This window comes from Stenotrophomonas sp. YJH_SMC_53, from assembly GCF_059369995.1.
On the sequence record NZ_JCAFTF010000007.1, the window covers coordinates 64,943 to 80,407 of the forward strand.

Here is a 15,465-nt window from a genome sequence, read left to right on the forward strand (position 1 = left end):
CGGCGGGGGCCTTTGCCTGGAAAGAGCCCTGATTATGCCCCATCGCGGTGTGCGCGCCGTGTCGCCGCGGTGCAGGCACGGGCGCGTAGAATCGGCGCATGAGCAGATTAGTCCTGATCGACGGGTCCAGTTACCTGTACCGCGCGTTCCACGCGCTGCCGCCCCTGTCCAATGCACAGGGTGAACCCACCGGCGCGCTGTTCGGCGTGGTCAACATGCTGCGTTCGACGCTGAAGGAGCGCCCGGCCTACGTCGCGTTCGTGGTCGATGCGCCCGGCAAGACCTTCCGTGATGACCTGTACGACCAGTACAAGGCCAACCGCCCGCCGATGCCCGATGAACTGCGCAGCCAGGTCGAGCCGATGTGCCGCATCGTCGAAGCGCTGGGCATCAGCATCCTGCGCATCCCCGGCGTGGAAGCCGACGATGTGATCGGCACGCTTGCGCTGCAGGGCCTGGCGCAGGATCTGAAGGTGACCATTTCCACCGGTGACAAGGACTTTGCCCAGCTGGTGCGGCCGGGCATCGAACTGGTCAACACCATGACCGGCAGCCGCATGGATTCCGACGCGGCGGTGATGGACAAGTTCGGCGTGCGCGCCGATCAGATCATCGACCTGCTGGCGCTGATGGGCGACGCGGTCGACAACGTGCCGGGCGTGGAGAAGTGCGGGCCGAAGACCGCTGCCAAGTGGCTGGCCGAGTACCAGCACCTGGACGGGGTGATGGCGGCCGCGCCGACCATGAAGGGCAAGATCGGCGAGAACCTGCGCGCTGCGCTGGAACGCCTGCCGCTGAACCGCGAATTGGTGACGATCCGCACCGATGTGGAACTGGAGGCCAGCCCGACCACGCTGGCGCTGCGCGAGCAGGATGTTCCGGCGCTGACCGAGCTGTATACGCGCTATGGTTTCACCCAGGCGCTGAAGGAGCTGGGCGCGCCTGTGCAGGCACCGGTGGCCGCCAGCGAGGCGACCCCGAGCCTGCGCGGCACTGCGGCCGGCTTCGCGCGTGGCAGCGTCGAGGCGCCCGCCGCCGGCACGCTGGATCCGGCACTGTCCGCGCCGGGTGAATACGAGACCGTGCTGACCAGCGGGCAGCTGCAGGCCTGGGTCGAGCGCCTGGAGCAGGCCGAGCTGATCAGCTTCGATACTGAAACCGATGCGCTGGACGCGATGCGCGCGCGCCTGGTTGGCGTCAGCCTGGCTGTCGAGCCGGGCAGGGCGGCCTACATTCCGGTCGGCCACGATTACCCGGGTGCGCCGGCCCAGCTGCCGATGCAGCAGGTGCTGGATGCGCTGCGGCCGGTGCTGCAGGACCCGGCGAAGAAGAAGCTGGGCCAGCACGGCAAGTACGACCTGCATGTGCTGCGCCGCCACGGCGTGGAGGTGCAGGGCTACCACGACGACACCATGCTCGAGAGCTTCGTGCTCAACTCCACCGCCACCCGCCACGACATGGATTCGCTGGCCCTGCGTTACCTGGGCTACACCACCCTCAAGTTCGAGGACGTGGCCGGCAAGGGCGCCAAGCAGATTCCGTTCTCGCAGGTGGGCATCGACGAAGCCAGCCGCTATGCGGCCGAGGACGCCGACATTACCCTGCGCCTCCATCGCGCGCTGCAGCCGCAGCTGCTGGCCGAGCCGGCGCTGGACAGCGTGTACCGCGACATCGAGATGCCGCTGGTGCCGGTGCTGACCAGCATCGAAGCCAACGGCGTGCGGATCGACACCGACGAACTGCGCCGCCAGAGCCAGGACCTGTCCTCGCGCATGCTGGCCGCGCAGCAGAAGGCCACCGAGCTGGCCGGCCGCAGCTTCAACCTGGATTCGCCCAAGCAGCTGCAGGCGGTGCTGTTCGACGAGCTGAAGCTGCCGGCGGTGGTGAAGACCCCGAAGGGCCAGCCCAGCACCAATGAAGAGGCACTGGAGGCAATTGCCGACCAGCACGAGCTGCCCCGGGTGATCCTCGACTACCGCGGGTTGGCCAAGCTGCGCAGCACCTACACCGACAAGCTGCCGGAGATGGTCAACCCGGACACCGGCCGGGTGCATACCAGTTACCACCAGTCCGGTGCTGCCACCGGCCGCCTGTCCTCATCGGACCCGAACCTGCAGAACATCCCGATCCGCACCGAGGACGGCCGCCGCATCCGCCGCGCGTTCGTGGCGCCGGAGGGCTTCCAGCTGCTGGCCGCCGACTATTCGCAGATCGAGCTGCGGATCATGGCCCACCTGTCCGAGGATCCGGGCCTGGTGCGCGCCTTCGAGCAGGGCGCCGACGTGCACCGTGCCACCGCCGCCGAGGTGTTCGGGCGCACGCTGGAGGAGGTGACCCCGAACGAGCGCCGCGCCGCCAAGGCGATCAACTTCGGCCTGATGTACGGCATGAGCGCCTTCGGCCTGGCCCGCAATCTGGGCATCGACCGTGGCCAGGCACAGGACTACGTGGCGCTGTACTTCAGCCGCTATCCGGGCGTGCGCGACTTCATGGAGCGGATGCGCCAGCAGGCCCGTGATCAGGGCTACGTGGAAACCCTGTTCGGCCGCCGCCTGTACCTGAACGACATCCACGCCCGCAACCAGGGCCTGCGTGCCGGTGCCGAGCGCGCCGCGATCAACGCGCCGATGCAGGGCACCGCCGCCGACATCATCAAGCGTGCAATGGTGGATGTGGACCAGTGGCTGCGCGACAGCGGGGCACCAGCGCGGATGATCCTGCAGGTACACGATGAACTGGTCTTCGAAACCGAAAGCAGTTTCGTTGAAGACCTGCGTTTGCAGGTGGTGGAGCGCATGTCGCAAGCGGCCAAACTGCGAGTGCCGCTGGTGGTCGATACCGGCGTCGGCAACAACTGGGACGAAGCGCACTGACGGCATTTCAGGCCGAAAACGACGTGAATGTGTTCATGAGTCGGGGGTTTCTGACTCGACCATGAATGTTGCCCCGATTGAATTTCATTAAATGGGGCCCCTTCACGAACCGTTAGTGTTCGGAGTGCTTCTATAACTCCCGACAGGCGCAATGCCTGTTGTGGATCTCTCCCATCCCCTGGAGCAGATCTCGGAACGGGGACTCCTCCCCAAGTGCCCGTTCCCCGGCCCCGTTGACCTCCCCCTGGTCAGCGGGGCTTTTTATTTGTGCCGCCGGAACCTCGGATGGGGTCAGATCCCTTTGCCCGTCGGGCAAAGGGATCTGACCCCAGGTGCTAGGCTGGGCCACCGTTCCGCAGGGGAAGACCATGCCCGACCTGTTCGCCCTGGCCATGCCGTGGTGGGAATTCATCCTGCGCGCGGTGGTGGTGTATGTCGTGGTGCTGGGCATGGTCCGGCTGGGCGGCAAGCGGGCCCTGGGGCAGATCACGCCCTTCGACGTGCTGCTGATCGTGCTGCTGGGCAACGCGGTGCAGAACGCGCTGCTGGGCGTTGACACCTCGCTGGGCGGCGGCCTGCTGCTGGCGGCGACCCTGATCCTGCTGAACTACGGGGTGGGCTGGCTGACCACCCGGAACCGGCGGATGGAGCGGTTGATCGAAGGAGAACCCACCGTAATCGCGCGCGATGGTCGCCTGTTTGAGGCGGTACTTCGCCGCGAGCTGATCAGCCGCGCCGACTTCGATGCCGCGCTGCGCCAGCAGGGCGGGCTGCAGATTGAAGACGTGCAGATTGCCCTGCTGGAGACCACCGGGCACATCACCATTATCGCGCGGAAGGGCAGCTGACCAGCGCCGAGCCCACGCCCCGCGCGACGGGACCCCTCAGAGCCAGTCGCGCGGCACCAGATAGTCGGCCAGGCGCGATTCGGGGCTGCCCGGTTCGGGCGAGAAGCCGTATTCCCAGCGCACCCGCGGTGGCAGGCTCATCAGGATGCTTTCGCTGCGGCCACCGCTCTGCAGCCCGAACAGGGTGCCGCGGTCGTAGACCAGGTTGAATTCCACGTAGCGGCCGCGGCGGTACAGCTGGAACTCGCGTTCGCGTTCGCCATGGGGTGTGTCCTTGCGCTGCTGCACGATCGGCAGGTAGGCGTCGAGGAAGCCATCGCCGACCGCGCGCAGATAATCGAAATCGCGCTCGAAGTCGCCGTGCAGGTCGTCGAAGAACAGGCCACCGACGCCGCGCGTTTCGTTGCGGTGGCGCAGGAAGAAGTACTCATCACACCAGCGCTTGTGCGCGGCGTAGCGTTCGTCGCCGAACGGCGCACACAGATCGCGTGCGACCCGGTGCCAGTGCTGCACGTCCTCGTCGAACGGATAGAACGGGGTCAGGTCGAAGCCGCCGCCGAACCAGCTGGCCACCACTTCACCGTCGCGCTGCGCCTGGAAGAAGCGCACGTTGGCATGGGTGGTCGGCACGTACGGGTTGAGCGGGTGGAACACCAGCGACACGCCGGTGGCGCGCCAGGAGGCGCCCGCCAGTTCCGGGCGGTTGGCCGAGGCTGACGGTGGCAGGCGGCTGCCAGCCACGTCGGAGAAGCCGATGCCGGCCTGCTCGAACACCGCACCGTCGCGCAGCACGCGGGTACGCCCGCCACCGCCCTCGGCACGCTGCCACAGGTCTTCCTGGAAGCGGGCCCGGCCATCGACGGCCTCGATCGCCGCACAGATGCGGTCCTGCAGCTCGGTGAGGTAGGCGCGAACGCGCTCGAATTCGTTCATGGCGCGTACTTTACCGCAGGGCCCGGCCAACGCCGCGGACAGGCCCTGGCAGGCTCAGCGCTTGCGGTTGGTAGCGCGCGGCGCCGGAGCGTCGTCCACGGCCGCTTCATCAACCGCCTTCTGCAGGGCACCGCCCAGCGTGATCAGCTCCCAGTTCTGGGTTCCGAGCACATCGCAGGCCACATGCAGGCCGCTGCGGTCGGCCTCGCACAGTTGCCCCAGGATGGCGCGTGCATCCACGTCCGCCCCATTGCCCTGCGCGGTGACCAGGTTCTCGCACCCTTCGCGGACGCCGGCGCGGCAGACCGTGGTGTAGTGCTCTGCGGCCTGCAGCCAGTGCCCGGACAGCGCCAGCCGGTTGCCGAGTATGTTGCAGCCCTGCAGCTTGCCCTGCGCACAGCAGGCGTCGGCGCCGTCCTCGTTGGCCAGCGCCAGTGGGCAGTCCTGTGGCAGCGGCAGTACCGTGTACTGCTTGGGTGCGCTGCACCGGGTGGCACCCTTGCCGGTGGGGGTGAACACCTGGAAGCGGGTCCAGGTATCCAGGCCCAGCAACTGCCCGCCGGGCAGCGGGCGCAGCACGAAGTCGCCGCCCCTGTCGTGGCGGATGCGGATGTCGCCCTCTTCGACGCGCGCGCGAAGGTGGCTGTTCCAGCCCACACCGACCAGGCCGTCGTCGCCGAAATCCAGCGTGTCCATCAGGCCGCCGTCGGACCGGTAATCACCGCAGGGCAGGACCGTTGCCGGCTGCGGTTGCAACGATGCACCCACCGCCTGCAGCGCTGGCAGGCGCTCGCAGGTAGCGGTGTCATTGCCGGAGGTGCAGGCCGCAGCCAGGGCCTGCACCGCCTGCTGGGGATCTCCCGCCTCCCAGGACAGCTCGGCCACGCGGGTGCAGAAACTGCCGTCCGGTACCTCGCGGCACAGCCGCAGCAACTGTTGCCGCTGCTCAGCCGGAATGATCACCGGCACGGTCGGCGCCGTCATCGTCAGCATGGCTTCGGTCATGGCTGCGGTCATCGCCGCCTTGACCAGCTTCTCCTGCACTGCGGGGTCGGCCTCGAGTGCGGCGGCACACGCTGGGGTTCCCTGGTCGAAGCCACCGTCATCACAGGCGGCGGGGAGTCTGATGCCGGACAGGGCGGCGTCGAGCGCCGCCTTTGCCAGGGCGGGATCGGCCTCGACCGCAGGCTTGGCTTCCTCGTGCCAACGATCAGCCAGTTGCAGGCACATGCCGGGCACGCCTTCCCGGCACCCTGCTTCCAGCGCGGCCGGGGTCGCTTCGCGACGGTTGTCCAGGCACGCCGCCGCATCGGCCAGGCAGCTGCCTTCAGCCGGGGTGGCGGCTGCGGCGCATTGTGCGGGGGCCTGCAGGGTGTAGACCGTGCCATCCACCTCGACCGTGCGGCCACGATCGCGCACTTGCAGCACGCTGGGCAGGCCGTACTCCAGGTTCACCAGCTGCAGCTTTCCGTCGATCTGCTGGAACGCGACCGGCGTCGGTGCGCTGCCGAAGTGCTTCTGCTCGCCGCGGTTCGGCGAGCTGATACGCAGCGTACCGCTGCCTTCGTCGGCCTTGAACAGGCCGCATTGCGGTGATTGTGCGGCGGCCACCGGCGCGGCCAGCAGCAGCGCCCAGGCCAGCCAGTGGCGGTACGGTGCGAGTGAGAGCATGTCGTCTCCTTGACGATCGAACGGAACACTCCAGGCGCTACGGCGAACCATGGCCCTCGCGCGGGGAAGAGCATTGTGCCGTGCCGGGCACCGGCTGGTAGCGCTGGTAACCGGTCCGCGTATCCATGCCAAGCAGGTCGCCGTTGCCCAGCCGGCGCAGGATGAGGGTTTCGCCGTCCTGCTGCAGGTGGATGGCGCCGCCATCCAATCGGCCGCGCGTGCCATCGCCGAAGTCGAGCCTGTCGATCGCGCCGCCATCGGCCCGGTAGCCACCACAGGGCACCTGCTGGAGTGGCACGAGGCGTAGATCGGCGCCGAGTTCACGCAATGGCGCAATACGTTCGCAGGCGCTGGTGCGCCCTGCATCGCAGACGACCTGCAGCGCCTGCATCGCCAGCGCGGGTTCCAGCGCGATCAACTGCTGTTCGGCGACCTCGGTGCAGAAGCGACCACCGCGCTGGTGCAGGCAGAGCCGCTGCAGCGCGGTGCGCTGCGCTGCAGGCAATGACGCGTCCTGCTGCCCGGCTCCGGCTGCGGGTGCAGCGAGAAAGTGGCGCAACAGCGCCGAGCATCCGGCGCCGACGCCTTCCTCGCACGCGCGTTGCGCCTGCGCCGATGGCGCATCAGCGAGCCGTGCAATGCAAAGCGCAGGTTGGCCCAGGCAACCGTCGGTGCCGGGCGCGGGAGCGCGCTGGCAGGCCTGGGCTCGATGCAGCTCGTAGCCAGTTATGCCGTCGTTGATATGCACCCCGTCAGCGGCCACGCTGATGGCGGTGGATACACCGTCGTCGAGAAACACCAATCGCAGATCGCCGGCGCTGCGGTCGATGCGCAGAGGCGCGCGTTCCTGACCATCGAGAGCGCGATAACCGGTAGTCGATGATTCGAACACCAGCGCCATGCCGCCATCGGTGCTGCGATACTCGCCACATCGCAACGCGTCGGCGAACGCAGGCAGCGCGGCGAACAGCAGCAGTGCGGGGAGCAGGGTCAGCAAGCGCATGCGACGGCCCTTGTCGCGCGGGAAAGGGGTGTGGCTCAGTGGAAGCGCGCGCGCACGCCGGGGCGCAGCAGTCGCCAGGCCAGCCAGCCCTGCAGGCCGAGAAGCACGAACGACATGCCGACCACGGTCAGCGTGATCAGCCAGCGTTTCAGCTGCAGCTCCTGCAGCAGGGCCGGGTCATCGGCCAGCAGCGGAATGAAGTCGCCCATGAACAGGTCCAGCCACCAGGCGGCTGCGAAGTTGGTCAGGGCACTCAGCAGCAGCAGTACCACGAAGCTCCACAGGCCCCAGCGACGTTCACGCAGCAGGCCCCAGCTGGACACGGTCGAGGCCAGGCACAACAGCGCGAGGACCATTGACGCGGCCACCGGGTGCGCCAGCAGCCAGACCAGGCTGTGCAGCTGCTGTTGCTGCACTTCGCTTTCCACCAGGCGCCACAGCGTGAGGTTCTGCAGCGGCCACAGCACCAGTCCCTGCAGCACGAAGTAGATCGTCAGCAGCAGTGACAGCCAGAACGAAGCCTGTGCGACCGGGCGCACCCAGGCGTGATAGGCCGGGGAAAGCGGCGAGGGGATCGACGGGATCGACATTGACATCCGATGTCCTTGCAGTCGGCGCCCGCCTGCTCAGCGGGCCGTCGCCCGGGTGGCGACGGCCGGCAGGATATGGTGTTCGCTCAAGGGTGCCAAGGGCAGGCCATGCGGCGGTTGCAGCGGCACCCAGGCCAGTTCGGCAATTTCGGCGCGCGCCTGCGGCGCACCGTCCACCTGTACCCACCACGCCTGTGCCTGCACGCGGTGGCCGGGCTCGTTCACAGCCCAGTCCTCGAACGTGCCCAGCGCGATGGCGGCATCGGCGCGCAGCTGCACGCCCAGTTCCTCGTCCAGCTCGCGGGCCAGCGCCTGCAGGGGCGCCTCGCCGGGTTCGGGCTTGCCACCGGGCTGGATGAAGCGGCGCGCACCCTGCTTGCGCACCACCAGCGCCCGGCCGCGGTCATCCAGGATGACCGCAGCCACGATCCGGATCGTGGCTGCGGCATTGCTCACTTCAGGTTCTGCTCGAACAGCTTGAGGATGCGCTTGTACTGGTCCAGCCAGGAATCGGCACGCACATAGCCGTGGCGTTCCAGCGGGTACGGGGCGATCGACCAGTTGTCCTTGTGCAGTTCGATCAGGCGCTGGGTCAGGTTCACCGAGTCCTGGAAGAACACGTTGTCATCCATCATGCCGTGGGCGATCAGCAGGTTGTCCTGCAGGTTCTGCGCGTACTCGATCGGCGAGGACACGCGGTACGCCTCCGGGTCGATGTCCGGGGTGTTGAGGATGTTGCTGGTGTAGCCGTGGTTGTAGTTGTGCCAGTCCACCACCGGGCGCAGCGCCGCGCCGGCCTTGAAGGTGCCCGGCGCACGGAACAGTGCCATGAAGGTCATGAAGCCGCCATAGGAACCGCCGTAGATGCCGGCGTGGTCGCGGTCACCCTGCTGGGTGTCGACCAGCCAGTCCAGGCCGTCCTTGTAGTCTTCCAGTTCAGGGTGGCCCATGTTGCGGTAGATCGCCGTGCGCCAGTCGCGGCCGTAGCCCTCGCTGCCGCGGTAGTCCATGTCCAGCACGATGTAGCCCTTCTGCACCAGCAGGTTGTGGAACATCTGCTCGCGGAAATAGGCCGGGTAGCGCTGGTGCACGTTCTGCAGGTAGCCGGCGCCGTGCACGAACATCACGATCGGGTACTTGCGGCCCGGTTCCTTGTTCTCCGGTTCGTAGTACTTGGCCCAGACCACGCCGGCACCATGCTTGGACGGCACTGCCACCAGCTTCGGCTGGATCCACTGGCGTGCCTTGTAGTCGGCGGTGCGGGTGTCGGTCAGCACGCGCGCCTGGCCACCGGCACTGGGCAGCACCGCCAACTGCGGCGGCAGGTAGGCGCCGGAGTAACGCACCAGCAGCTGCTGGCCGTCCGGCGACAGCGAGAAATCCTCCACGCCGTTGAGGCTGGTCAGCTCGCGCACCTGGCGGTTGCCGGTGTCGACCGCGCAGACTTCGTAGTCATGCGGCGCCTGCTGGTTGCACAGGAAGTAGAAGCCCTTGCCATCGGCCGACGGCACCGGTGCCGAGGTTTCCCACTTGCCGCTGGTCAGCGCCTGCGGCTTGGCGGTGCCGGCCTGGGTGTACAGGTGCGAGAAGCCCGATTCCTCGGACAACAGCCACAGCGTGCGGCCATCGGCCATCCAGCCGAAATCGTTGAAGCCCCAGTTGATCCAGGCGTTGTCGGTCAGGCGGTGGCGGTTCTGAACGCGGCCGTCGGCGGCGTTGACGCTGATGATCCAGCGGTCCTTGTTGTCGTTGGCACGCAGCATCACCGCGGCCTGCTGGCCGTCGGCGCTCCAGCGGATGCCGCCGCCCATGAAGTCGCTCATCACCTGCACGCTGCGCTCGCCCTTCAGTGCATCCTTGCCGGCCTTGCGGCGCAGTTCGGCCAGCGGGTCGGTGCTGATGCCCGGCAGGCCGGACAGCGAGACCTTCTCGGCCTTGCCGGTGCGCACGTCCACGTACCACAGGGTGTGTGGCTCGAAGCCGTTGCGGCCGACGCGGGTGCGGGTGTCCTCGGTTTCCTCGTAGCCCGACTCGGTCACGTACAGCGGCATCTTGCTGGTGCGGCCGTCGTCGAAGTCCTTCGGCTTGGTCACCACGATCAGGTGGGTCAGGTCCGGCGACAGCACGCTGTCACCGATCTCGACGTCGGCGCCCAGGTAGACCGGGCCCGGTGCGCGGGTCGGATCCGCCTGGCGCCAGCGCTGGTCCTGGTCCTTCAATGCCTCGCGCTGCTCGCGGTCGCGGCGCAGGGTTTCAAGCGTGCGCAGCTGCTGGTCGCGGAGCACGTCGGCCTTCGGCGGCGTGCGCGGGTCCTTCTCGGCCTTCAGGCTGGCCACCTGCTGCACGCCGCTGGCGGCGGTCCAGTGGAACCAGTTCTGGCCGACGCGCCAGATCACGCCGTTGTCGGCCGCGAAGTTCACATTGCCCGCGCGCTCGTTGCTGCGGGTCAGCTGGGTCAGCGCGCCACTGCGCAGGTCGCGCACGAACACATCGCCATTGCGCACGAAGGCGCTGCGGCTGCGGCTGCGGTCGTAGACCGGATCGGCGACGTCCAGGGTACCGCGCTGGTCATCGGCCACCTGCGCGGCCACGCCGCCGGCCACCGGCTGGCGGAAGGTGTCGCGCACCGGGCTGCCGTTGCGCTTGAGCTGGTATTCCACCTGCTGGCTGTTCCACGACCACCAGGCCTTCTCGACCGGCGGACCGATCCAGTCCGGGTCGGCCATGGCCTGTTCGATGGTGATCGGCGTCGGCGCGGCATGCGCGGCCGGTGCGGCCAGCACGGCCGACAGCAGGAGGGACAGGGGCAGCACTCGGGACATGGGCGGACGGCACCAGAAGAGGAAACCGGGCAAGGGTAGCAGCCGTCCGGGCCGGGGGCAGGGGCCACAGGTCATGGCAGCGGAATCGGCAAAACGGCACCGCCCGGGTCGCTGCGACGGCGTGTGCGGCATGATGGTCATTCCGTTCGGATGGAACCGATATGTACTGCTACGACTACAGGATCTCTCTGGGGGTGCAGCACCCGACAGAGGCCGGCGCCGGAATTGCCGCCCGGCTGGATCTGGAACCGGCGTTTTCCCGTGATGTCGGGACCGGATATCGGGATCGCGACGGTACCTTGATCCGGGTTCATGCGGCGACCCGCGTGGTGTTCGTACTGCAGAGGGGAAAGGACGGTTGGCTGATGGATGCCTGGCCGGCGTTGATCGATCTCCTGCGGGCACGCGCCGACGTGATCAGGGAACTGCTGCAGGAGGGGGCCGGGATCGGCCTGCGTGTTGGCATCTTTGGAAAGACGGCATGGGCGGGTTTCGAGCTGGATCCGCAGTTGCTGCGGCTGATGGCGGACCTGCAGCTGGATTTTCAGGTGGAGACCTATTTCCCCGACCCGGCGGACACGACCGGCGCCAGCGAAACGTCGGCGGACAGCTAGTGCAACCGGTTGCCGTGGTCGCGCATCCATTCTCCTGTACCCGCATCATCCATCGAACAGGAGCCCGACCATGCAGGAACTGATCCCGATCACCCTATTCGTCTGCATCGCCTACGCGATCCATGCCATTGCCGATGCGCGCGCACGCAGCAAGCTGGTCGCCCCGCACGTGCCCGAGGAAGTGATCCGCTCGCTGGCCGGGCTGGAAGAAGAGCGCCGCCGCCAGGGTGCGTTGCGCTGGGGCATCAGCCTGGTCTGCCTGGCCCTGGCCATGGCCCTGCTGGAAGCCATCGGGGCCCGCGACCTGACCTTTGGTGCCGCTGCCGCGCTGGTCGGCAGTGCCGGCCTCGGCCAGCTGCTGGCCTGGCACTTCACCCGGCCTGCCGCGCGCAAGGGCTGAGGCAGGCATGCCACGGGCACAGGGGGCGCCCCGCGCATGAGCCTGCTGGGCGGAGCATTGGCTGCATGGCGGGGACGCCGCCGCGATGTCCGCGTTGAGCCCTCGCTGGACGCGGGCGACGACCGCGCCCTGGTCATCGCCATCATCGACGGCTCGCAACCGGCGTTCGCGCAGCTGGTGCAGGCCCATCAACGTACCTGCGCGCATCTGATCGGGCGGATGGTCGGCGACCGCGACCAGGTGGCCGACCTGCTGCAGGAAACCTTCCTGGCGGTATTCCGCCAGCTGCACCGGTTCCGCTTTGAATCCTCGCTGCGCACCTGGGTCTCAAGGGTGGCCTACACCACGGCGTTGCAGCACCTGCGCCGGCGGCGACTGGAGGCGCAGTGGATGGTGGCGGTGGAGGCGCCGGAGGAACTGGGCATCGGCGATGAAGGCCCCGGGCCCGCCGAGTTGAGCGAGGCGCTGCAGGCCGGGCGTCAGCTCGGCGCGGCACTGGAACGGCTGAGTCCGCCGCAGCGCCTGATCGTCGGCCTGCATTACCTGGAGGATTTCGATCTGGCCGAGATCGAACAGGTGACCGGGCTGGCGCGCGGTACCATCAAGAGCCACCTGCACCGCGCGCGCCAGACCCTGAAGCAGGAACTGACGCGGCATGCCACCGCCGGAGAGCTGCTGTGAACCCACCGACCGACCCTCGCGATGCGGAAGCGCGCGCGCTGGCACAGGCGTTGCGTGAGCAGGCGCAGCAGGAAGACACGCCGGATGTGAGCGAGGCGCTGCAGAAGCGCATTACCGCTGAGTCGCGCGACGGTGGCGTGGGTTATGTGGTGGTGCAGGTGCTGTTGTTTGGCGCCCTGCTGGCTGCGGCGGCCTGGTATTTCTGGCACTGAGGCACCCGCCGGGCAAGGGGCCGCTCCAATCGCGGTGGGTGGATGCCGACCTTGGTCGGCGCTTGGGCGTGTGTGCCAACCAAGGTTGGCAGCTACCAGAACGGTTGACCCCTGCGACAAAGTGAAGCAGCGCGTCACCCGGTCGCATCCCGTCTTAACGAAATCCTCCTAAAGTGGTCCGGTATCCCACCGGTCGCAGGCAGGAGGCGTCCCTTGGACGCGTTGTTGTTGTCCCGGATCCAGTTCGGATTCGTCATCAGTTTCCACGTGCTGTTCCCCGCCTTCACCATCGGCACGGCCAGCTGGCTGGCCTTCATCGAATGGCGCTGGCTGCGCACGAGGCTGCCCGTGTGGCGCGAGCTGTACTTCTTCTGGCAGAAGATCTTCGCGGTGTCGTTCGGCATGGGCGTGGTCAGCGGCATCGTCATGGCGTTCCAGTTCGGCACCAACTGGCCGCGGCTGAGCGAGGTGGCCGGCACGGTCATCGGCCCGCTGCTGACCTACGAGGTGCTGACCGCGTTCTTCCTCGAAGCCAGCTTCCTCGGCGTGATGATGTTCGGCTGGGGCCGGGTCTCGCCGCGCCTGCATTTCCTGTCCACCTGCATGGTTGCGCTGGGCACGCTGTTCTCCACGTTCTGGATCCTGTCGTCCAACAGCTGGCTGCACACGCCGGCCGGCTACGAGATGGTCAACGGCATCGTGCATCCGGTGGACTGGTGGCAGGTGGTGTTCAATCCCTCGTTCCCCTACCGCCTCGCGCACATGGCGCTGGGCTCGTTCATCACCACCTGTTTCGTGATTGGTGGTGTGGGTGCGTGGTACCTGCGCAGGGGCATGCACGTGGAAGCGGGCCGGCGCATGCTGATCGCCGCTGTGGCATTCGCCGCGCTGACCGTGCCGGTGCAGATCTTCGTCGGCGACATGCATGGCCTGAACACGCTCAAGCACCAGCCGATGAAGATCGCGGCGGTGGAAGCGCATTGGCATGAGACCCGGGAAGGCGAGGGCGTACCGCTGGTGGTGTTCGCGCTGCCCAACGAGAAGGAGGAGCGCAACGATTTCGAAGTGGCCATCCCGAAGCTGGGCAGCGTGATCCTGACCCACAGCCTGGACGGCACCTTCGACCCGCTGACCGCGGTACCGGCCAGCGAGCGGCCGCCGGTGACGCCGGTGTTCTTTGCCTTCCGCATCATGGTCGGGCTGGGCACGCTGATGCTGCTGCTGGCCTGGGTGTCGGCCTTCCAGCTGTGGCGCAACAAGCTGCTCGATTCGCCATGGCTGCTGCGCGGCTGGAACTGGATGCTGCCCAGCGGTTTCATCGCGCTGCTGTCGGGGTGGTTCGTCACCGAGATGGGGCGCCAGCCATGGGTGGTGTATGGCCTGCTGCGCACCGCCGATGCGGTCGGCCCGCAGAGCGCGTGGATGACCGCGCTGTCGCTGGGTGTCTACGTGGTTGGCTATGCCTTCGTGTTCGGCTGGGGCATCTGGTACCTGGTGAAGATCCTGCGCCACGGACCGCAGCCCTACGCCGAAGGGCCGTCGCTGGACCACGGCAGCCACACCCCGGCGCGCCCGCTGTCGGCAGCCGACGAACCGCTGGAGGAGCGCTGACATGGACCTGATGACCTGGCTGCCGGTGGCGTGGTTCGCGGTGATCGGCTTCGGCGTGCTGATGTACGTGGTGCTGGACGGCTTCGTGCTTGGCATCGGCATCCTCGCCCCGTTCGCCGAGGACGAGGAGCAGCTGGACCTGATGATGAACACCGCCGCGCCGATCTGGGACGGCAACGAGACCTGGCTGGTGCTGGGTGGTGCCGGCCTGCTGGCGGCCTTCCCCAGGGCCTATGCGGTGCTGTTGTCGGCGCTGTACCTGCCGGTGCTGGTGCTGGTGGTGGCGCTGGTGTTCCGTGGCGTGGCCTTTGAATTCCGCTTCAAGGCACATCGGTCACGCCGGCTGTGGAGCGTGGCGTTCGGCCTCGGTTCGCTGCTGGCGACGTTCGCCCAGGGCGTGATCCTGGGCACCCTGGTGCAGGGCATCCCGCTGGTGGACGGTGTCTATCAGGGCGGGCCGTTCGCCTGGTTCAGCCCGTTCGCGATGCTGACCGGTGCCGCGCTGGTGGCCGGCTATGCGCTGCTGGGCAGCACCTGGCTGATCCTGAAGACCGAAGGGCGCGTGCAGGCGCTGGCGCGGCAGATGACCCGGCCGCTGGTGGTGGCGGTGATCGCGGCGATGGGCCTGGTCAGCAGCTGGCTGCCGTTCCTCGATTCGCGGTTGATGGCGCGCTGGTTCAGCGACGGCAACTTCTGGTGGCTGTCGCCGGTGCCGCTGTTGACCCTGGCGGTAGCCACTGCGCTGTGGCGCAGTGCCACCCACCCGCGCCGTGACCTGCCGCCGTTCCTGCTCAGCCTGGCCCTGTTCGTACTCGGCTTCCTCGGCCTGGTGCTGGGGATGTGGCCCTACCTGCTGCCACCGTCGATGACCCTGTGGCAGGCCGCCGCGCCGGCCTCCTCGCTGGGCTTCACCCTGGTCGGGCTGGTCATTCTGCTGCCGGTCATCCTCGGCTACACGGCGTGGTCGTACCGGGTGTTCCGCGGCAAGGTGCACGCCGATACCGGTTACCACTGATCGATTGAAGCGGGGGGGGGCGCCGGTGCCGGCTCCCGTGTTGGGGAATGTGAAACCTGCACACCCCGTGCAGGACGTGCTAGCGTGCGCTCCTTTCCGGCAGCCAGGGGGGCGGCCGGCGACGTCCTGGACGGACGCACGGCTGCAGGAATGGGGGGCCGCCGCGCGTCGCCGTAATGGCTCGTGCCTATT

At 67.8% G+C, this 15,465-nt stretch carries 14 protein-coding genes; 8 read left to right on the forward strand and 6 right to left on the reverse strand.

Translation table 11 applies throughout. The annotated features are described in order from the left end of the window. Window positions 1-98: 98 nt before the first annotated feature. Both polA and AC5P7X_RS12645 read left to right on the forward strand, forming a co-directional pair. On the forward strand, window positions 99-2,873 hold the full coding sequence (gene polA / locus AC5P7X_RS12640; protein ID WP_495214925.1) for a DNA polymerase I: 2,775 nt from the start codon (window positions 99-101) through the stop codon (window positions 2,871-2,873). Window positions 2,874-3,241: 368 nt separating this feature from the next. Then, window positions 3,242-3,721, forward strand: coding sequence for a DUF421 domain-containing protein (locus AC5P7X_RS12645; RefSeq protein WP_329842018.1), 480 nt, complete (start codon window positions 3,242-3,244; stop codon window positions 3,719-3,721). Between the two features lie 36 nt (window positions 3,722-3,757). On the opposite strand, the gene hemF is transcribed toward AC5P7X_RS12645, so the two are convergent. From hemF to AC5P7X_RS12675, 6 genes are read right to left on the reverse strand one after another with little or no spacing between them, the layout of a single operon-like run. Beyond that, a complete protein-coding gene (gene hemF / locus AC5P7X_RS12650; protein ID WP_049415973.1) occupies window positions 3,758-4,654 on the reverse strand; it encodes an oxygen-dependent coproporphyrinogen oxidase in 897 nt (298 codons plus the stop codon). Between the two features lie 54 nt (window positions 4,655-4,708). Next, window positions 4,709-6,325 (reverse strand): hypothetical protein, encoded by a 1,617-nt coding sequence (locus AC5P7X_RS12655; RefSeq protein WP_495214927.1) that lies wholly within the window; start codon window positions 6,323-6,325, stop codon window positions 4,709-4,711. Window positions 6,326-6,362: 37 nt separating this feature from the next. Further along, window positions 6,363-7,328 (reverse strand): hypothetical protein, encoded by a 966-nt coding sequence (locus AC5P7X_RS12660; protein ID WP_329842015.1) that lies wholly within the window; start codon window positions 7,326-7,328, stop codon window positions 6,363-6,365. Between the two features lie 35 nt (window positions 7,329-7,363). Further along, on the reverse strand, window positions 7,364-7,924 hold the full coding sequence (locus AC5P7X_RS12665) for a hypothetical protein (protein WP_495214928.1): 561 nt from the start codon (window positions 7,922-7,924) through the stop codon (window positions 7,364-7,366). Window positions 7,925-7,954: 30 nt separating this feature from the next. After that, the gene (locus AC5P7X_RS12670; protein WP_005420325.1) at window positions 7,955-8,374 is read right to left on the reverse strand and encodes an NUDIX hydrolase; all 420 of its coding nucleotides are present in this window, start codon (window positions 8,372-8,374) and stop codon (window positions 7,955-7,957) included. Then, entirely contained in the window at window positions 8,371-10,740 is a 2,370-nt protein-coding gene (locus tag AC5P7X_RS12675) for a S9 family peptidase (protein WP_065177831.1), read from the reverse strand. The genes AC5P7X_RS12670 and AC5P7X_RS12675 overlap by 4 nt, the downstream gene beginning before the upstream one ends. A gap of 161 nt (window positions 10,741-10,901) precedes the next feature. On the opposite strand from AC5P7X_RS12675, the gene AC5P7X_RS12680 reads away from it, so the two are divergent. The 6 genes from AC5P7X_RS12680 (at window position 10,902) to cydB (ending at window position 15,273) form a co-directional block, all read left to right on the forward strand. Beyond that, a complete protein-coding gene (locus AC5P7X_RS12680; RefSeq protein ID WP_053498339.1) occupies window positions 10,902-11,354 on the forward strand; it encodes a DUF4279 domain-containing protein in 453 nt (150 codons plus the stop codon). Between the two features lie 70 nt (window positions 11,355-11,424). Then, on the forward strand, window positions 11,425-11,754 hold the full coding sequence (locus AC5P7X_RS12685; RefSeq protein WP_053498340.1) for a hypothetical protein: 330 nt from the start codon (window positions 11,425-11,427) through the stop codon (window positions 11,752-11,754). A gap of 36 nt (window positions 11,755-11,790) precedes the next feature. Continuing rightward, complete coding sequence (locus AC5P7X_RS12690; protein ID WP_495214929.1) at window positions 11,791-12,435, forward strand: RNA polymerase sigma factor; 645 nt, start codon at window positions 11,791-11,793, stop codon at window positions 12,433-12,435. After that, window positions 12,432-12,647 (forward strand): hypothetical protein, encoded by a 216-nt coding sequence (locus AC5P7X_RS12695; protein ID WP_495214930.1) that lies wholly within the window; start codon window positions 12,432-12,434, stop codon window positions 12,645-12,647. The genes AC5P7X_RS12690 and AC5P7X_RS12695 overlap by 4 nt, the downstream gene beginning before the upstream one ends. 213 nt (window positions 12,648-12,860) lie before the next feature. Next, window positions 12,861-14,258 (forward strand): cytochrome ubiquinol oxidase subunit I, encoded by a 1,398-nt coding sequence (locus AC5P7X_RS12700; protein ID WP_495214931.1) that lies wholly within the window; start codon window positions 12,861-12,863, stop codon window positions 14,256-14,258. Window position 14,259: 1 nt separating this feature from the next. Beyond that, window positions 14,260-15,273, forward strand: a complete 1,014-nt coding sequence (gene cydB, locus AC5P7X_RS12705; protein WP_053498345.1) for a cytochrome d ubiquinol oxidase subunit II — start codon at window positions 14,260-14,262, stop codon at window positions 15,271-15,273. Window positions 15,274-15,465: the final 192 nt, after the last annotated feature.